The sequence below is a fragment of the Plantactinospora sonchi genome (genome assembly GCF_036422035.1).
GTDB lineage: Bacteria > Actinomycetota > Actinomycetes > Mycobacteriales > Micromonosporaceae > Plantactinospora > Plantactinospora sonchi.
Genome location: NZ_JAZGQK010000007.1, coordinates 252,807 through 270,672, shown reverse-complemented (window position 1 = coordinate 270,672; position 17,866 = coordinate 252,807). Strand labels below are relative to the sequence as shown.

Genomic DNA, 17,866 nt, shown 5'->3' with positions numbered 1-17,866 from the left:
CACGGTCGCACCGGGCGGCGGCTCTGCTTGGATGATCTGGTGACCGAGCAGACCCCGCGTTCCGCGGACGAGATCCTGGACGTCGTCGACGAGCAGGACCGGGTGGTCGGGCAGGCGCGGCGCGCCGACGTGTACGCCCGGCGGCTGCGGCACCGGGCCGCGTTCGTGCTGGTCCGGGATGCCCAGGACCGGATCCTGGTGCACCGGCGTACCGCACGGAAGTTGGTCTTCCCCTCGGCGTACGACATGTTCGTGGGTGGCGTGCTCGGCGCCGGCGAGACGTACGACGAGGCGGCGCTGCGCGAGGCCGAGGAGGAGTTGGGTGTCTCCGGCCTGCCCGCCCCGACGCCGCTGTTCCGGTTCCTCTACGACACGCCGGAGCACACCTGGTGGTCGGCGGTGTACGAGGTGCGCTGGGACGGGCCGGTCGACCCGCAGCCGGAGGAGGTCGCCTGGCACGCCTTCCTCACCGAGGCGGAGTTGGCGCAGCGGCTGCCCGAGTGGACGTGGGTGCCGGACGGGCTGGAGGCGTACCACCGGCTCCGTGCCTGGCGGGCGGACCGGCCGGAAACGCGCTGAGGGCGGTCACCGACCGTGCGGCGGCGGTGGATCCGCCGGAGGTGCCGGTCGGTGACCGGGCGGCGCCGGAGCGCGTCAGGCGACCAACGTCCCCGGTCAGCCGGCCCGGTCGGACGTCCGGGCGGCGATGGCGAGGAACCGGTGCGGCGCGTCGTCGTACCGGTCGAGCCGCCAACCGGTCCGACCGGTCGAGTCGCGTAGCGGTGTCTCGGCGAGCGGCTCGTCGGCACGCAGCCGGCGCCCGTGCCGGGCGGCGAGCGCGGCCCGCCCGGAGGGGTGGAACAGCACCAACCGCCCGCCGGGTCGGGTGATGCGGGCGAGTTCCCGCAGGCCGACGTCGCTGTCCGGCAGGTGGGTGAGCAGTCCGGCGGCGAAGACCGCGTCGACCCCGGCGTCGGAGAACGGCAGGCGCCGGGCATCCGCCAGCAGCAGGGTGGCGGACGCCCGCCCGGCGGGTGCCCGGGCGACCGCGAGCATCTCCGGGGTGACGTCGACGCCGACGACGATGCCCTCGGGTCCGACCGCGTCGCGCAGAGCGGGCAGCGCCCGCCCGGTGCCACAGCCGACGTCGACGACCGTCCCGCCGGTCGGCAGGCCCGCGACCGCGACCGCTTCGGCGTACACCGGCAGGTCGTCACCGAACCTGCTGTCCCAGTGCGGCGCGCGGACGGCGAAGAACGCCTGCGACTCGCCCAGGTACCAGGAGTCGTCCGGGGCGAGCCGGTCGGCGATGTGCCGGATCACCGGCCAGGCCGGATCGTGCAGGTCGACGACGACGTCACCGTCGCGGCGCCGGTCACCGTCACCGCCGGTCCGGTCGGCCGGGGTACGCAGCCGGACGACCACGTCCCAGTGCCCGTCGGGCGGGTACCGGCGCCACCGGGGACCGTCCGCGAGCGTCACCGTCCGCGCGGTCCGTTCCGTCCGCCGCCGATCCTCGTCGGCGGCCGGGGGCGCCCCGTCGGCCAGTCGGATGCACGGGCGGCCGGTGGCCAGCAGTGTCTCGGCCAACCGGTCGGCGACGGCGCCCGCCTGCGGCGCGCTGCCGTCGACCACCACCCCGACCGCGCCCGACGGCAACACGCCGACGATCCGGTCGAGGACCTGCCTCCACCGTCGGCTCTGCGCTTCGGTCAGGTCCGGCCAGCCGGGAAACGAGGTGGACGCGACAGTCATCTGTTCATCATGCAGATGCGATGAGAATAAGGGAACACCGACCGGATGTTCGGCCAGAAAGAGGCGTTAGCGCTCGCAGTTGCGGGCGGGCTATCGTGCCTTCGTGACCATGTTTCGGATGGGCGAGGCGGCGGAACTGCTCGGCGTCAGCGTGGACACCGTCCGTCGCTGGGTCGACGCCGGGCGTCTGGCGGCGAGCCGGGACGGGCAGGGCCACCGGGTCATCGAAGGCATCGCGCTGGCCGGGGGCGCCGGGGCCGGGGCCGCCGCCGCGTCCACCCGGGCCGAGGGGGCGGCGGCCCGCAACCGGCTGCGCGGCATCGTCACCGCCGTGGTCAAGGACGCGGTGATGGCGCAGGTGGACATTCAGGCCGGCCCGTTCCGGCTGGTGTCGCTGATGAGTCGGGAAGCCGTCGACGACCTCGGCCTGGAGGTCGGTTCGGTGGCGGTCGCCGTGATCAAGTCGACCACGGTTGTCGTGGAGAAGCCCTCGACGACCGCGGCTGTCCGAGGGAGGACGAGCGCGTGAAGGCAGCCCGGCTACGCACCGCCCTGGCCCCGCTCACCGTACTGGCCCTGCTGGGCCTCGTGGGCTGCGGCGGTGGGGACGGCACCGGAAGTCCAGCACCGGGCGGCAGCGGCTCGACGGTCACCGGTCCGGTGACCGTGTTCGCCGCCGCCTCGCTGACCGAGACGTTCACCCAGCTGGGCAAGGACTTCGAGGCGGCCAGTCCCGGGGTGCGGGTGACGTTCAGTTTCGCCGGCAGTTCCGCGTTGGCGACCCAGATCAACCAGGGCGCACCGGCCGACGTCTTCGCCTCCGCCGCCCCGGCCAACATGAGGACGGTCACCGACGCCGGTAACGGCGACGGAACGCCGGCCACGCTCGTCCGCAACCAACTGGTCATCGCCGTACCGAAGGGAAATCCCGCCGGGGTCACCGGACTGGCCGACCTGACCCGGCCGGACGTCAAGGCCGCGCTCTGCGCCGAACAGGTGCCGTGCGGGGCGGCGGCGAAGCAGGCCCTCGACACCGCCGGGGTGAAACTGACCCCGGTGACCCTGGAGCAGGACGTCAAGGCGGCGCTGGCGAAGGTGAAACTCGGTGAGGTCGACGCGGCGCTGGTCTACCGCACCGACGCGAGGGCGGCCGCCGCCGACGTGGACGGCATCGAGTTCCCCGAGTCGGCCGGCGCGGTCAACGACTACCCGATCGTCGTGCTGAAGGACGCCCCCAACCGCCCGGCCGCCCGGGCGTTTGTCGCCTACGTACTCTCCGACACCGCTCGCGGCGTGCTCACCGCCGCCGGATTCCAGGCGCCGTAGCCGGTGTCGGTCTCCGACAACGTCGAGATGGCGGGGCCGACGACGGCCGCGCCACGGCGCCCGGCCCGGCGGCCCGGCCGGATCCCGGTCGCGCTGTTCGTGCCGGCCGTACTCGGGCTGGTCCTCCTTGTCCTGCCGGTCGCCGGGCTGCTGCTCCGAGCCCCCTGGAGTACGCTCCCGCAGCGACTCGCCGAACCGGCCGTGCTCACCGCGCTGCGGCTCTCGGTGCAGAGCGCGACCCTCGCCACGCTGCTCTGTCTCGCCCTCGGCGTACCGCTGGCCTGGCTGCTCGCCCGGGTCGAGTTCCCGGGCCGACGGATCGTCCGCGCGCTGGTGACCGTGCCACTCGTGCTGCCGCCGGTGGTCGGTGGCGTGGCGCTGCTGCTGGTCTTCGGCCGCCGGGGGCTGGTCGGCTCGTGGCTCGACTCGACGTTCGGGGTCACCCTGCCGTTCACCACCGCCGGGGTGGTGCTCGCCGAAGCGTTCGTGGCGATGCCGTTCCTGGTCATCGCCGTCGAGGGGGCGCTGCGCGGTGCCGACGTCCGGTACGAGGAGGCGGCGGCGACCCTCGGCGCCGGTCGGTGGACCACCTTTACCCATGTCACGCTGCCGCTGGTCGCCCCGGGCATCGCCGCCGGTACGGTGCTCTGCTGGGCTCGGGCGCTCGGCGAGTTCGGCGCCACCATCACCTTCGCCGGCAACTTCCCCGGACGCACCCAGACCATGCCGCTCGCGGTGTACCTGGCCCTGGAGACCGATCTGGAGGCGGCGATCGTACTCAGTCTCGTGCTGCTCACCGTCTCGGTGGTGATCCTCGCGAGTCTCCGCGACCGTTGGATCAGCGGCCCGTGACCAGTCTCCGTGACCCGTTGCACCAGCAGACCCGGACCGGGCCGCTGCTCGACGCCCACCTGGTGGTCGACCGGGGTTCGTTCCGACTGGACCTGCGGCTGACCATCGACCCCGGTGAGGTGGTGGCGCTGCTCGGGCCGAACGGGGCAGGCAAGAGCACCGCACTGCGTACCCTCGCCGGCCTCACCCCGCTGCACGCCGGGCACGTCACCCTCGGCGGCCAGGATCTCGACCGGCCGGACGTGCGGCGCTGGACGCCGACCGAGCGGCGTCCGATCGGCGTGGTGTTCCAGGACTACCTGCTCTTTCCACACCTGTCCGCACTGGACAACGTCGCCTTCGGGCCCCGACGGCGCGGCGTCGACCGGCGGCGTGCCCGTGAGCTGGCCGCCGGCTGGCTGGACCGGATGGGGCTGGCCGAGCAGCTCCGGCGCAAGCCCCGTCAGCTCTCCGGCGGGCAGGCGCAGCGGGTGGCGCTGGCCCGGGCGCTGGCCGTCGAACCGGCACTGCTGCTGCTCGACGAGCCGCTGGCCGCACTCGACGCCCGGACCCGGCTGGACACCCGGGCCGAACTCCAGCGGCACCTGGCCGCCCATCCTGGGGCGACGCTGCTGGTCACCCACGATCCGCTCGACGCGTTGGTGCTGGCCGACCGGCTGGTCATCGTCGAGGACGGCCGGGTGGTCCAGGAGGGCGACGCGGCGAGCATCACCGCCCGGCCGCGCACCGACTACGTGGCCCGGCTGGTCGGGCTCAACCTCTATCGGGGGCGGGCCGACGGCGCCCTGGTCCGGATCACCGACAAATTCGCGCTCACGATCGCCGAGGTGCCGCGCGGCGAGGTCTTCGTGGCGTTTCCGCCGTCGGCGGTCGCGCTGCACCTGGAGCGCCCCGACGGCAGCCCGCGCAACACCTGGCCGGCGACGGTCGACGGCATCCAACGGCACGGCGACAACCTGCGGGTGCGGCTCACCGGCCCGGTCGAGGTGGCCGCCGACATCACTCCGGCCGCCGCCGCCCAGCTGCGTCTCGCCGCCGGGCAGCCGGTCTGGGTCGCGGTCAAGGCGACCGAGACCCGGGCGTACCCGGCGGCGACGAACGCGCTGGTGGACGGGGTGCCGCCGCAGCCGGCGGCAGTGGACGCCCACGGTCTCCCCACGGAGCCCGGTGACGCCCGCTGACCGAAAGGTTCCGGTCAGTTCACCGCCGCGCCCAGGCTGGCGAGTGCCGCGGTGGCGGCGGTCTTGAGCTGATCCGCGTCGATGTCGCCCTCCGCCCGGAGCGCGGGATCTCCGTAGTAGACGTCGACCGGGAAGAACAACGCGTCGAGGACGGCGCTCGTCGCCGCCGGATGCTGGACGTCGTCCGTCCGGAACGCATCGAGGAAGCCCACCTCGAACTGGTCGGCGGTTGTCCTGCCCTCGACGAAGTCTTCGAGCAGCGCCAGGTACACGGTCGGGCCGGCAGACCCGGCGGAGACGTCCGACTCGTCGGCGGAGCGGTTGCTTCCGGAACCGCCGAGAGCCCTGTCTCTCTGCACGTGCCACAGCTTGGTCGGGCTCATTCTGAGGGCGGTGACGAAGGCGCCGTCAATGCTCTGGACGACTACCCTCCGGTCGGTCGGGTTGTAGCTCAGGATCGACGGCGCCCCGCGGTAGGTACCGGTGACCCGGAGGGTGCCGGGTGCCGCGACGAAGTCCCTGAGTGCCTGTCCGAAGACCAGACCCATGGCCGGGTTGTAGTTCGCGGTGATGTCGAAGACCTTGGCGTGCTTGTACTTCTTCTGCAGCTGGTACGGCGTCGCCGTGAACTCGGGCAGTTTGATGCTGAAGAAGATGATGGACGCCTGGTTGTAGTCGTCCTCCGCCCGCCCCGTCTCCAGGTAGAAGTAGCCGTTGTAGCCCCAGAGGGGGTTGGTCTGTGCGACGCAGTCCCACGGGACGGTGATGTCGTATTCCACCGGCACCTTGACGCCGCCGCCGATGTACGGCGCCGGCGGCACCAGCACCACCATGTCGGGGCTCTGCACCTCGGCGCCCTCGTAGCAGTGCACCGAGAACCGGTAGTGGACCAGGGCCGGAACGTTGAATCCGTTCTGGAGGAGCGCCTCCAGCTCCACCTCTGACTCCAGCTCGATGGCGGCGGGATTCGCCCCGTCGACCGACAGCTGGTAGCCCAGCACGGGATATGGCACTGGTGGGTCGTCGGACGCAGCCGAGGCGGGCGAGCCGAGGCCCACCGCGAGGAGGGTGGCCGCGCTGGCCAGCACGGCCAGTCCGCGGGTGATTCGAGTACGCAAGGTGGTTCCCCCGTTGGTTCGCCGAACGTCGACGCGGCCGAGCCCGCGTTGGCCGAGACCTGCGGTGCGCGCGCGACACCAGCGGCGAGGCACAGGCTGATCAGCGCGGCGTCAGACGTCCGGGCGCCCGGTGTGGGCGCCGCGCCATGCTGCCACATATCCGGTCGACAATGTGTCCCCTGTGGGCGGAGCGATCCTCGACAATGCGGAGACGTCCCACGGGTCGTGGTTGTCGGGACGGCGCCTGGGTTGGCGCACCGCCCGGGACGTCGGGCCGGACGTCAGGCCGGGACGTCGAGCTGCGGTGGGGCGTGCGGCGGGCCCTTCAGCTCGTGGAAGCCGGACACCCCGGCCACCAGCAGGACGCCGTCCCAGAGCCGGCCAGCCTCCTCCCCCACCGGAATCCGGGAGATGACCGGGCCGAAGAACGCCACCCGCCGCCCGTCCGGGCCGGTGGCGGCGATGATCGGGGTGCCGACGTGCTCGCCGACCAGGGCGATCGCCTCGGCGTGCGAGGCGCGCACCGCGTCGTCGTACTCGGTGGTCTGGCCGACGTCGGCGAGTTCGGTCGGCAGGCCGGCCCGGGTCAAGGCGGTGTGCAGGTCGCCGAGCCAGTCGTGCCCGGCGTCGCGGCCCACCGTCCAGAGTGCGGTGTAGAACCGGCCGAGCGTTTCCTGTCCGTACCGGTCGGCCACCGCCGCACAGATCCGAACCGGCACCCAGAGATAGCCCTCGGGGTCACCCTCCGGATCGTCGTCCCGACCCTCGTTGAGCACGGAGAGGCTCATCACGTGCCAGCGCGGTTCCACCGGCCGGACCTTCGCCACCTCCAGCAACCAGCGCGAGGTGGTCCAGGTGTACGGACACGCGGGGTCGAACCAGAAGTCGGCGATGGCCCGTTCCGTCATCCGTCCCCCTTCGCAGTCCCCCACCCTACCGGGACGCGCCAGTGTCCGGCGCCGCTGTGGTTCGGGGCGGGCCGGACGTCAGACCGCCGATCGGCCGGAGGATGGCGTGGCCCCCCTGCGCGGGCGGCGATCGGCCGCCGGCCTCAGTACGGCAGGTCGATGCTCCGGCGGCGGGCGAACTCACGGTGGGCAGTCATGATCGTGTCGAGCCAGCGGGCGAGCATCTCGTCGGCACGGTGCACCCGGGCCATGCGCACCTCGAAGCACGCCGTGTCGACCTGGTCGGCGAAGTCGACGTCGGGCTGTACGGCGAGCGCCTCCACGACCAGGTCGGGGTCGGACTCCTGGCGGGACTGGTAGGGCTGGACGAGCAACCCCACCTCGTCGGCGAAGCTCAGTCCCCAGAGCAGGCCGTCACCGGTGCCGACCCCGAGTACGGCGCAGAGCTGGGCGCGGGTGGTGGTCAGGGTGTGTCCCGGCCACGCCTCCTCGACCGTCGTCAGGACCGCCGGAACACGGTCGAGGACGGCGGCGACCGGTACGCAGCTGGCGAGTTGGGAGCCCCAGTACCAGACCCTACGTGGGTCGTCGGTGCCGTCCGCGGACTCGACACCGGGTACCGCGTAGGCGGGTGGTGGAGAGGTCATGGGCTGACTCTTCCCCACCACCCGATCCACCGGACCGTGGGGGCACACCGCGCAGCGCTGCCCCTGCACCATCCGCGGAACCGAACCTGGCGGTCACGGCATGGGGTTGGGTGGGCCGAGGTAGGGGAAGTACGTCAACATGTCGTCGTGCGGCCGAAGGCCGGTCGGCGGCAGCTTGTTGTTGCTCAGCCAGGCGAAGCGGTAGCTGAAGACGTCGTCGACGAGCGCGCGACCGTTGGGATAGGCGGCGGGCTTGGTCCGGTCGTAGCGGAGGATGTCGGGCAGGCACTGCATGGCGGTCCGCTTGGCCTCCTCCGGCGAGTAGCCGCCCTGCTCCAACAGCTGAGACCACGGGCCCAGGTAGTTCTCCACGTCGTCGGCGGGCTGCCGGGAGTTGTACCGGTTCTTCTCGCCGTCCGGGTTGATGAACGGGTTGATGGTCGGGTTTCCACCGCGGTCCATCTGCTCCAGCACGCCGTCGCGTCGCCGGCTGATCGAGGCCCATATCCCGATCTCCGGGCCGCCGAGCAACTCGGCGGGTACGTCCAGCACGATGGAATCGACGTTGTTGCCGGCGAAGTCGTCGTGTCCCGTCCATTTCATGCCGTGCAGGGCGCCCTCGACGTCGGCGAAGAACGGGTCGCTGCGCAGCCCGGCGAACAGCCGGATCGGCGCCGGATCGTCGATGAGCACCGGCTGGACCGTGCCGTCGAAGCTGACCGGGAAGGACTCGGCGAGCACCTGACCGGCGGGCTCCGGCTGGCGGGCGTCGGCGCCGGTGGCGTACCACGCGGTTCCCGTCTGGCGGCCGTCGACGTAGTCGGAGAACGTGAAGGTGAACGCGATGTCGGCGTGCGCGTCCCCGTCGGTGTCGATGTTGATCCGGAAGACCGCACCGGGACAGAACTCCGGGCCGGTGGTGGCCGGTGGCACCGGGGGCGGGGCCACCGTCGGATTCGCGTCGATGATCAGTATCGTCCGGCCGGGGTCCTCCATCGAGGCGAAGGCGTACAGGTCGGTGAGTTCGAGGCGGCGATCGTCGCCGGGAAACCCCAGGTTGTCGGCGCTGAAGTGGTTGGACATGGCGGCTCCTGGACCTTCAAGGCGGGGTGTCACGGCAGCGGAAGGAGTTCGGCAGCGCCGCGTCGCCGCTGGGCACGACCACTCGGGCTGTTCACGACCGGACGCTAGTGACGTCCGGGGCGGCCCACAGGCGATTCGTGGAGTCGTGCCCGACCGGGTGAAGGATCCGGTTCCCGGTCCGCTAGCGCGGAGCCCCGCCGAGGGTCGCCGATCCGCCGAGCGGGCCGCCGTGCTCGTCCCACCACCACCGCAGGTACCGCCGCAGTTCCTCGGGCGTGGCCAGCCAGCCCTCGTCGGCGTACCGGAGGATGCGTTCCACCTCGCCGGGCAGCAGGTCGTAGCCGGTCGCCCCGGTCTCCGGAACGGCCGCGCCGGACGAGACCGGCACCGGGTCCGGGACGAGGGGTACCCGTACACCGCGCTGACTGAGCGCCCGGAGGAGAGTGAGGAACACCCGCGGCAGGTGGTACGCCGAGACGGAGATCGCCAGACTGGTGACGCCGAGGGCCTCGACCCGGTCGGCGACCCAGGCGGCCTGCAGGCCGGTGTTCGGCGCGGCTTCGGCCTGGAGGTGCACCCCGTCGAGCCGGCGCAGGCCGAGACGCCGCAGGTAGGGCATGGTGACTTCGTGATAGGTCCGCTCCGCCGGGTTCCCGTTCGCCACCAGCAGGCACCGGATGTCCCGGTCCGCCTCCCAGCGCCGGATGGCATGGCTGATCCGCCACTGCTCGCCCTGCCCGGTCGGCACCACCACCGCGTCGACCTGACCGACCGGGCGCGGCAGCGCCAGGATCGCCATCACCGCCGTCGTCACGTCCATCAACCGGGCGGTCGTGAAGCCGGACAGCTCTTCCGCCCGCACCACCCGGGGAGGCACCCCGCCCATCGGCACTCTCCCGCCGTCGCTCAGGTCAGCAGCGCCGGTCGCAGCTCGCCGCCCAGGTTGATCGTGCCGACCACCCGGTCGAGGTGTGGATCGTAGACGTGGACGCTGTTGTTGCGGCGCATCATCTCCCGCGCGGAGGGTGGGATCGGCGGCGGGTCGTCCATCGCCGCCCGGATGTCCCGGGCGGTCGCGATCAGACGGTTGGCCAGGGCGGCGGCGTCGGTGTCCACCCGTACCCGGGAGTGGTCCCAGCCGTTGGCGTTGAGGTCGAGCACCTCGAACACCTGGGCCAGCGGCGGGAACGGGTCGGTCACCCGTACGAGCCGGTCCGCCCGTTCGCCGAGCACCGCGACCGCCCCCGCCACCTGCGCGTACGGGTGGAAGCCGCACCGCAGCCCGAACAGCGACCAGCGCAGCTGTGAGCCGGCCTCCCGCCACAGCGGCCGGTAGTTCCGTCGGTCGACCAGCAGCCGGTAACCGGTACGCCGGTACAGCTCGGCGGCCTGGCCGAGCAGATCCGCGTGCGCGTCGTCGGTGAACTCGCGCACGATCCTGGCCGCCACGAGCAGGCCGTCGTCTCCGTCGAGCAACCGGGTGACCGCGTCGACCTGATCGGGGAACCGGATCTGGGCACGCGCGCCGAACCGGTGCCGGGCGTCCTGGAGCAACGCCTCCTGCCGTGCCGAATCAAACTCGACCTGCTTCTTACCCAGCAGACGCTGGAGCCACCGCATGTCGCCTCGTTTCCGCAGCCGCCTCGGGACCCGGCAATGCTAACGGGAGCCGGGCCGTGCCTCGCGAAGGCCGCCGTTCACGGGCCTGCCGGCGGACCCGTCCCGACCGTTCCCGGCCGCCTGGACCGGTCGGGAGACGACCACCGGAGCTCTCGGATGCCCGGCCGGCTCCGCGGCGGTCACGCGTACGGCGGTTGTCCCGCCCCTGAGGTGGGATGCGCGGGTGGTGGGTATCCGGGGGCGTATCCGCCGGGCCCGGGCGGCGGGAGCTGTGCCGGCACGCCCGGGCCCGGCACACCCGCACCCGGTCCGGCCGGCGGCCACGGCGGCCGGCCGTCGATCCGCACCCCGGCCCGGACCACCTGGAATCCCACCGCCGCGACCATCGTGGTCAGGCCGCCGAGCGCCAGTACCAGGCCCCCGGTCTCCAGCGCGTGTCCCTCGCGCTCGCACTCGACCATGGCGACCGCGTTGGACTCCGGCCCGAGAATGTCGCAACCGTCGGCCGCGGCCATGGTCATGACGAACCCGATCGGCGGGCCGAGGAACGCCAGCAGCATCAGCACGATGAAGCCCGGATGCACTCTCGCAGGTTGCATGGTGGCGCAGTCTAGTCCGATCACGCCGGGAGAAGGGGTCAGCTTCCCCCGCCGCCCCCACCACAACCACCGCCGCCACCGCAGCTGCTTCCCCCGCCACCGCCGTCGCTGCCGCCTCCGCCGCAGCCGCCCCAGCCGCTGCCGGAGTCCGAGCCGCTGCTGCCGGCGGCCCCGCCGCCCCAGACTCCGCTGCTGCCGGTGGATTCGGGACTGAGCGCCTGACGGCGGGTGTACGCCTCGGCCGCCATGTCCGGGTCGAGGTGCTGGAGCAGGCTGGCGCCGTAGAGCGCCACCCCCATCGCCGCCGCGGACGGCCCGTAGGTCTCCAACGCCGGCTGCTGGTCAGGGCGCAGGTGCCGGTAACGCTCACGCAGCTCGTGCAGCATCAGCCCGACCGCGGCGTTCGTCGAGGGGATCCGGGCGATGAGGAAGAGGTGCCCGGCCCCGACCAGCAGCAGCGCGAGGAAGAGATAGCCGACCGGCTGGCTGTTGCCGATGCCGATCGCGAGCCGGCTGACACCGACCGCCAGGACGGCCAACATCGCCAGGGCACCCCGTCCGGCGGAGCGTCGTGTGCTCCGGTCGAGCAGCAGTCCGGCGGCTTCGAGTTCGTCGCGGATCTCGCCGGCCGCCGCACGTACCCGGAAGTGCACCGGCAGGGACTGCAGCGCGGTCCCGTTCGCGGCCGCCTCGTACACCGCCGCGTCGAGCCGGGTCGCGTCGTACGGGAGTGGACGGGCCGCCACCAAGGTGCGCCGGTCGTCGCCCAGCCGGACCACGCCGGCCGCCCGCAACCCGGTCAGGGAGGTGTAGATGGCGAGCTGCTCGCCGATGTTGAGATAGCCGACCTGCTCGGGTCGGAGGTCGTCGGCGGTGAGCCGCACGGGTCGGCTGACCGTCCGGCGGCGGTGGGCCAGTCCGGCGGCGAAGACCGCCCCGGCCACCCCCAGGTACGCCCAGACGAACATCGGAATCGAGAGATGCCACATCGGCGGACCCCCTTCGGGAAAAGGCGGTGTGTATTCCAGTGTCGGGTGCCGTGGCCAGCCCCCGGGCCGGCCCGATGTCTCGGTTCGGTAATGCGACGGTGGGACCGGCCGCGATCCTGGCCGGGTCCCACCGGCACGAGCCGGTCAGCTCACGCTGGGCGAGCCGGTGAGGGCCCGGGACTTGTCGCCCTTGCCGTCCAGGTTGAAGTTGAAGACGACCACCGCGTCGCTGGTCCAGCCGCCGGTCGAGGAAGACGTGACGGTCGCGGTCTGGCAGGTGACCCGGGGGTTCTGGTGACGGTTCATCGTGTCGGTGAAGTCGCACCACTTGGTAGCCTTGTTGGCGTCGCTCTTTTCCAGCCGCGCGTGCACCTTGAACAGATCCCAGGTGGATCCGCTGTACGCGCTGGCCTGCTCGACGAGTACGTACGCGTAGCGCGAGTTGCCGTTCTTCACCACACACGTTTTCATCGCGACGTTGGTGACCACCGGCGCCGACTGGTACTGGTACGCCGAACAGCGGGTCGTCGGCGCGGCGGCGGCCGGAGTGGCGGTGGCGGCCACCGCGGCCAGGGTCAGCAGCGGGGTGGCGAGCACGGCGCTGGTCTTCTTGCTGGGACGGACAGACTTCCAGGTGGCAGGCACAGTTGCACTCCTATGTGGACAGTCGCGGCCACGGTCGGGACCGCGTCGCCGCCGCGACCGCGGCGGGTGTGGCTCACACTGAACCACCTACCGGGCCGGAAGTCGCCGCCCCGATGACAACCTTGAGTGAATCTTGTGCCTCAATGGCGCGGGTCGATATGGACGCTTCCGTATGCTGCCCTGGAAGAGGCGATCCCGGCCGCGCACCACACGGATGCGGCGGTGCCCGACGATCCCGACCCGTCAGGGGGTGAGCGTGTCCGAGCGGACGAGCGGTGGCGCGACGGAACTCCGTCGGGCGCCCCACCGGTGGCGGGTGTCAGGGTCGTGGCTGGCGGTGCTCGTCGCGATCGTCCTGGTCGCGGTCGTCGCGGCGGCACTGGGGCCGCACAACGCCGACTTCTACCAACTCTGGGTCTACTTCGACCCGCAGACCGGGGAGGAGCAGTACCAGAACCTCAGAGTCGACCTGTTCATGGCCCTCACGTCCGGCTTCTTCTGGAACCAGTTCGTCGCGTTGTTCCTCGGCGTGTTCCTCGCGTCCCGCCTGCGCGGGATCTCCCGGGCGTTGGTCGCGGCCGTACCCGCCGGGATGCTGCTCGCGGCCGTCAACCTCGCGGTCGCCTGGCAGGTCTCCGCCGACACCCGCCGACGGCTCGACTGGTGGTCCGAGAACGCCTCGGCGACATTCCCCACCGACCTGCTCGCCGAGGACGGATTCCAGCGTGTCCTGGCCGCCGGACTGGCCGGGTACCCGCTGGCGGCGATCGCCGGAGTCGGCCTCGGCACGCTGGTCGCCCCGATGCTGCGCGCGTCGACGGTCGCCAACACCCTGCTCGCGGTCGTCGCCACGGTCACGTACGGCGGGTTCACCATGATCGTCGGCGGTTGGGTCGCGACCGCGGACTACGAGCCCGTCGCGCTGCTCGCCGGGCTCGCGCTCCTGCCGCCGGCCCCGGTCACCCCCGCCGTGGTCCGCACCGCCCTCGGCGACCACGGCGACGCCTTCACCGTCGCGATGCTGGTCGGCAACGTGGTCTGGGCGACGGTCCTGATCGCCGCCGGGCGACTGGTCGACGCACGCCGCGCCTGACCCATCGAGAGCCGGTTATCTCCGGCGGTCGCACGGGATCGACAAAGGTGATCTGCATCCACTGTTGACTGACGCGTAGCACGTCTGCAACATTTGAACGAGCCCGCGCAAGTTTCAGACCACGGGCTGCTCCATACCCTTCCAACCCCCGGAATTCTCGTACAGTCGCTCCGTACCCCTTCCCTGGCCGCGCGGGAGGACCTGGCCTCGCGGGGCCGCGGCGGCGGTGGACAGGCGGACGGGCGGCGCCCTCGCCTGCCCCCGGGCGGCGAGCGGCGACCGGACCAGACGCCGACCAGGTCCGGTCCCGCGCACCACCCCGCGTCGGTTCCGACCAGCGCCGAAGGAAGGCCATGAGCCACCAACCACCACCGCAGCCCCGTCCTCCACACCGCACGGACCGACCGCGCGTCCGGGCACGTCTGTTCGCGGCACCGCTCGCCGCCGTGACACTGCTGGCCGGGGTCCTCTCCCCCAGCCCGGCCGCCGCCCGCCCCGACGGCGGCACCGGCTCCCCACAGCGGGCCCAGATCGCCGTCGCCGCCAGCCTGACCGCCAGCAGCTCGCACGCCGAGTACCCGGCCGGCAACGCGGGCGACGGCAACCAGGCCAGCTACTGGGAGAGCGGCGGCGGAAACTTCCCGCACTGGATCCAGGCCGACCTCGGCGCGCCCAGCACCGTGAACCGGGTCGTGCTCAAGCTGCCGACCGGCTGGGGCACCCGGACCCAGACCCTCTCCGTCCAGTCCGGCGACAACCCCAACAACCTCGCCACCCTGGTCGCCTCCACCGGCTACACCTTCAACCCGGCCAGCGGCAACACGGTCAGCATCACCCTGCCCACGACCACCACCCGCTACCTGCGGCTGCAGATCACCGCCAACACCGGCTGGCCGGCCGGGCAGCTCTCCGAGTTCGAGGTGCACGGCCCGACCGGCGGCACCGACACCCAGCCGCCCAGCCAGCCGACGAACCTGGCCTACACCCAGCCGGCCAGCGGACAGATCCGGCTCAGCTGGAACGCCTCCAGCGACAACGTCGGTGTCGTCGGCTACGACATCTACGCCAACGGCGCGCTGCGCGGCAACGTCGGCGGCACCGTGCTGACGTACACCGACAACCAGCCGGCCAGCGCCACGGTCTCGTACCACGTCCGGGCCCGGGACGCGGCCGGCAACCTCTCGCCGTCGAGCAACACCGTCACCAGGACCGGCAGCGGTGGCGGCGGGACGAACCTGGCGCTCGGCAAGCCGATCACGGCCTCGTCGACGGTGCACACCTTCGTCGCCGCGAACGCCAACGACAACAGCGTGTCGACGTACTGGGAAGGAGCCGGCGGGACGTACCCGAGCCAGCTCACCGTCGCGCTCGGCGCGAACGCCTCGGTCAACTCCGTCCAGGTGCGGCTGAACCCGGACGCGTCCTGGGGACCGCGTAGCCAGACCATCCAGGTGCTCGGCCGGGAGCAGAACGCCAGTGGCTTCACCAGCCTCTCCCCCGCCACCCTCTACAACTTCGACCCGGCCAGCGGCAACAGCGTGACCATCCCGGTCAGCGCCACCGCCGCCGACGTCCGGCTGTCGATCACCTCGAACTCGGGCTCGCCGGCCGGTCAGGTCGCCGAGTTCGTCGTCCTCGGCACCCCGGCACCGAACCCGGACCTGACCGTCACCGCCGCGACCTGGAGCCCGGCGAACCCGGTCGAGACCGACAGCGTCACCCTGTCGGCGACCGTCCGCAACGCCGGCACCGCCGCGTCCGGCGCCACCACCGTCAACTTCTACCTGGGTACGACCCGGGTCGGCACCGCCAACGTCGGCGGCCTGGCGGCCGGGGCGACCAGCACCGTCACCGCGAACATCGGGCCACGCAACGCCGGCGCCTACCAACTGACCGCCCGGGTCGACGAGGACGACGACGTCGTCGAACTGAACAACACCAACAACGGCTACACCAACCCGTCGACGCTGACCGTGAACCCGGTCGCCAGCTCCGACCTGGTCGGCGCGGTGAGCTGGACGCCCAGCAACCCGTCGCCCGGCGCCACGGTGACCTTCTCGGTGACCATCCGCAACCAGGGCACGGTCGCCTCGGCCGGCGGGTCGCACGGGATCACCGTCACCGTGCTGAACGCCACCGGCGGCACGGTACGCACGCTGACCGGGTCGTACACCGGGGCGATCGCGGCCGGGGGCAGCACCACCCCGGTCAACCTCGGCACCTGGACCGCAGCCAACGGCCGGTACACCGTCCGGACCGTACTCGCCGCCGACGGCAACGAACTGCCGGTGAAGCAGGGCAACAACACCAGCGAGAGCCCGTTCTTCGCCGGTCGGGGCGCGAACCTGCCCTACGAGATGTACGAGGCCGAGGACGGTGTGCTCGGCGGCGGCGCGGCGATCGTCGGACCGAACCGGACCATCGGCGACCTCGCCGGCGAGGCGTCGGGCCGACGGGCGGTGACGCTCAACTCGACCGGCGCGTACGTCGAGTGGACCACCCGGGCGGCGACCAACACCCTGGTCACCCGCTTCTCCATCCCGGACGCCCCGGGTGGCGGCGGCCAGAACTCGACGATCAACATCTACGTCAACGGCGCCTTCCACAAGGCGTTGCCGCTGACCTCCCGGTACGCCTGGCTCTACGGCAACGAGGCGAGCCCGAACAACTCGCCCGGCTCCGGTGGCCCCCGGCACATCTACGACGAGGCGAACATCATGCTCGACTCGTCGGTGCCGGCCGGCAGCCGGATCCGGTTGCAGAAGGACCCGGCGAACACCACCACCTACGCGATCGACTTCATCAACACCGAGCAGGTCTCGCCCCGGGCCAACCCGGACCCGGCCCGCTACGTCACCCCGGCCGGCACCAGCCACCAGGACGTGCAGAACGCCCTGGACCGGGTGCGGATGGACACCACCAACACCCTGGTCGGCGTCTACCTGCCGGCGGGCACCTACAGCACGGCACAGAAGTTCCAGGTGTACGGCAAGGCGGTCAAGGTGGTCGGCGCGGGCATCTGGTACACCCGCTTCGCCACCCCGCCCGGGCAGGAGAACACCGACGCCGGTTTCCGGGTGGAGGGCACCGCGAACGGCTCGTCCTTCGAGCACCTCGCCTTCTTCGGCAACTACGTCACCCGGATCGACGGCCCCGGCAAGGTCTGGGGTGAACTGCAGAACGTTTCGAACCTGACCTTCGACAACGTCTGGGTCGAGCACACCGTCTGCATGTTCTGGGGCGTACACGTCAACAACATCAAGATCACCAATTCGCGGATCCGCAACACCTTCGCGGACGCGGTCAACATGACCAACGGCAGCACGAACAACCTGGTCAGCAATGTCGAGGGTCGGGGCAACGGCGACGACGCCTTCGCGCTCTTCTCGGCGACCGACGCCGGTGGCGGCGCGAACACCGGCAACGTCTTCGAGAACCTGACCGCGACGCTGACCTGGCGGGCGGCGGGCGTGGCGGTGTACGGCGGCCAGGACAACATCTTCCGCAACATGTACATCGCCGACCAGCTCACCTACTCCGGCATCACGATCAGCTCGCTGGACTTCGGATATCCGTTCATCGGGTTCGGGCCGGGGCTGACCCGGGTCGAGAACGCCTCGGTCGTCCGGGCCGGCGGCCACTTCTGGGGAGCGCAGACCTTCCCGGCGATCTGGGTCTTCGCCGCCTCGAAGGAGATGCGGGGAATCCGGGTCACCGACGTGGACATCGTCGACCCGACGTACCACGGGATCATGTTCCAGACCAAGTACAACGGCGGCCAGCCGGAGAACGCGGTCACCGACACGATATTCACCAACGTCTCGATCAGCGGGGCGCAGCGCAGCGGGGACGCGTACGACGCCAAGTCCGGCTTCGGGATCTGGGCCAACGAGATGCCGGAGCCCGGCCAGGGCCCGGCGGTCGGCACGGCGGTATTCAACAACCTGCGGTTGAGCAACAACTACCAGAACATCCGCAACACCACGTCCACCTTCACCATCACCGTCAACTGAGGTGCAAGGAAGGGCCCCCTCTCATCGCATTCGGTTG

The 17,866-nt window shown here is 71.7% G+C and carries 16 protein-coding genes and 1 pseudogene; 7 read left to right on the top strand and 10 right to left on the bottom strand.

What is annotated here, in order from left to right:
- Positions 1-39: 39 nt before the first annotated feature.
- The gene (locus V1633_RS10445) at positions 40-579 is read left to right on the top strand and encodes an NUDIX hydrolase (protein ID WP_331214028.1); all 540 of its coding nucleotides are present in this window, start codon (positions 40-42) and stop codon (positions 577-579) included.
- 96 nt (positions 580-675) lie between these two features.
- Here V1633_RS10445 and V1633_RS10440 read toward each other — a convergent pair whose 3' ends face one another.
- Positions 676-1,755 carry a class I SAM-dependent methyltransferase gene (locus V1633_RS10440; protein ID WP_331214027.1) on the bottom strand — a complete coding sequence of 360 codons (1,080 nt, stop codon included), beginning with the start codon at positions 1,753-1,755 and terminating at the stop codon, positions 676-678.
- A 103-nt stretch (positions 1,756-1,858) separates the two neighbouring features.
- On the opposite strand from V1633_RS10440, the gene V1633_RS10435 reads away from it, so the two are divergent.
- The 4 genes and pseudogenes from V1633_RS10435 to V1633_RS10420 all read left to right on the top strand — a co-directional run.
- The gene (locus V1633_RS10435) at positions 1,859-2,284 is read left to right on the top strand and encodes a TOBE domain-containing protein (protein WP_331214026.1); all 426 of its coding nucleotides are present in this window, start codon (positions 1,859-1,861) and stop codon (positions 2,282-2,284) included.
- Complete coding sequence (gene modA / locus V1633_RS10430; RefSeq protein WP_407951995.1) at positions 2,281-3,081, top strand: molybdate ABC transporter substrate-binding protein; 801 nt, start codon at positions 2,281-2,283, stop codon at positions 3,079-3,081. The genes V1633_RS10435 and modA overlap by 4 nt, the downstream gene beginning before the upstream one ends.
- Before the next feature lie 27 nt (positions 3,082-3,108).
- Positions 3,109-3,933 (top strand): ABC transporter permease, encoded by an 825-nt coding sequence (locus V1633_RS10425; protein WP_331214201.1) that lies wholly within the window; start codon positions 3,109-3,111, stop codon positions 3,931-3,933.
- A gap of 17 nt (positions 3,934-3,950) precedes the next feature.
- Positions 3,951-5,024, top strand: a pseudogene (locus V1633_RS10420) (ABC transporter ATP-binding protein); the annotation flags it as partial.
- A gap of 104 nt (positions 5,025-5,128) precedes the next feature.
- On the opposite strand, the gene V1633_RS10415 reads toward V1633_RS10420, so the two are convergent.
- The 9 genes from V1633_RS10415 to V1633_RS10375 all read right to left on the bottom strand — a co-directional run bounded on the left by V1633_RS10415 (position 5,129) and on the right by V1633_RS10375 (position 12,723).
- Entirely contained in the window at positions 5,129-6,232 is a 1,104-nt protein-coding gene (locus V1633_RS10415; RefSeq protein WP_331214025.1) for a colicin D domain-containing protein, read from the bottom strand.
- Between the two features lie 281 nt (positions 6,233-6,513).
- Positions 6,514-7,140: a mycothiol-dependent nitroreductase Rv2466c family protein gene (locus tag V1633_RS10410; protein WP_331214024.1), complete on the bottom strand. Its 627-nt coding sequence runs from the start codon at positions 7,138-7,140 to the stop codon at positions 6,514-6,516.
- Positions 7,141-7,283: 143 nt separating this feature from the next.
- Entirely contained in the window at positions 7,284-7,787 is a 504-nt protein-coding gene (locus V1633_RS10405; RefSeq protein ID WP_331214023.1) for a hypothetical protein, read from the bottom strand.
- A gap of 93 nt (positions 7,788-7,880) precedes the next feature.
- Entirely contained in the window at positions 7,881-8,870 is a 990-nt protein-coding gene (locus tag V1633_RS10400) for a DUF4331 family protein (RefSeq protein WP_331214022.1), read from the bottom strand.
- Positions 8,871-9,051: 181 nt separating this feature from the next.
- Positions 9,052-9,756 carry an ElyC/SanA/YdcF family protein gene (locus V1633_RS10395; protein WP_331214021.1) on the bottom strand — a complete coding sequence of 235 codons (705 nt, stop codon included), beginning with the start codon at positions 9,754-9,756 and terminating at the stop codon, positions 9,052-9,054.
- 20 nt (positions 9,757-9,776) lie between these two features.
- Entirely contained in the window at positions 9,777-10,490 is a 714-nt protein-coding gene (locus V1633_RS10390; protein WP_331214020.1) for a hypothetical protein, read from the bottom strand.
- A gap of 179 nt (positions 10,491-10,669) precedes the next feature.
- Entirely contained in the window at positions 10,670-11,089 is a 420-nt protein-coding gene (locus V1633_RS10385) for a hypothetical protein (protein ID WP_331214019.1), read from the bottom strand.
- A 38-nt stretch (positions 11,090-11,127) separates the two neighbouring features.
- Positions 11,128-12,078: a TIGR04222 domain-containing membrane protein gene (locus tag V1633_RS10380; RefSeq protein ID WP_331214018.1), complete on the bottom strand. Its 951-nt coding sequence runs from the start codon at positions 12,076-12,078 to the stop codon at positions 11,128-11,130.
- A gap of 144 nt (positions 12,079-12,222) precedes the next feature.
- Complete coding sequence (locus tag V1633_RS10375) at positions 12,223-12,723, bottom strand: hypothetical protein (RefSeq protein ID WP_331214017.1); 501 nt, start codon at positions 12,721-12,723, stop codon at positions 12,223-12,225.
- Between the two features lie 256 nt (positions 12,724-12,979).
- Between V1633_RS10375 and V1633_RS10370 the strand changes: the two genes are divergently transcribed.
- Complete coding sequence (locus tag V1633_RS10370) at positions 12,980-13,816, top strand: hypothetical protein (protein WP_331214016.1); 837 nt, start codon at positions 12,980-12,982, stop codon at positions 13,814-13,816.
- Between the two features lie 353 nt (positions 13,817-14,169).
- A complete protein-coding gene (locus tag V1633_RS10365; protein WP_331214015.1) occupies positions 14,170-17,829 on the top strand; it encodes a discoidin domain-containing protein in 3,660 nt (1,219 codons plus the stop codon).
- The last annotated feature ends 37 nt before the right edge of the window (positions 17,830-17,866 follow it).

What these genes read in the sequence shown, in the direction of transcription:
- V1633_RS10440 (WP_331214027.1), bottom strand. Translation starts at nt 1,755, where the DNA reads ATGACTGTCGCGTCCACCTCGTTTCCCGGCTGGCCGGACCTGACCGAA.
- V1633_RS10425 (WP_331214201.1), top strand. Translation starts at nt 3,109, where the DNA reads ATGGCGGGGCCGACGACGGCCGCGCCACGGCGCCCGGCCCGGCGGCCC.
- V1633_RS10410 (WP_331214024.1), bottom strand. Translation starts at nt 7,140, where the DNA reads ATGACGGAACGGGCCATCGCCGACTTCTGGTTCGACCCCGCGTGTCCG.
- V1633_RS10405 (WP_331214023.1), bottom strand. Translation starts at nt 7,787, where the DNA reads ATGACCTCTCCACCACCCGCCTACGCGGTACCCGGTGTCGAGTCCGCG.
- V1633_RS10400 (WP_331214022.1), bottom strand. Translation starts at nt 8,870, where the DNA reads ATGTCCAACCACTTCAGCGCCGACAACCTGGGGTTTCCCGGCGACGAT.
- V1633_RS10395 (WP_331214021.1), bottom strand. Translation starts at nt 9,756, where the DNA reads ATGGGCGGGGTGCCTCCCCGGGTGGTGCGGGCGGAAGAGCTGTCCGGC.
- V1633_RS10390 (WP_331214020.1), bottom strand. Translation starts at nt 10,490, where the DNA reads ATGCGGTGGCTCCAGCGTCTGCTGGGTAAGAAGCAGGTCGAGTTTGAT.
- V1633_RS10385 (WP_331214019.1), bottom strand. Translation starts at nt 11,089, where the DNA reads ATGCAACCTGCGAGAGTGCATCCGGGCTTCATCGTGCTGATGCTGCTG.
- V1633_RS10380 (WP_331214018.1), bottom strand. Translation starts at nt 12,078, where the DNA reads ATGTGGCATCTCTCGATTCCGATGTTCGTCTGGGCGTACCTGGGGGTG.
- V1633_RS10365 (WP_331214015.1), top strand. Translation starts at nt 14,170, where the DNA reads ATGAGCCACCAACCACCACCGCAGCCCCGTCCTCCACACCGCACGGAC.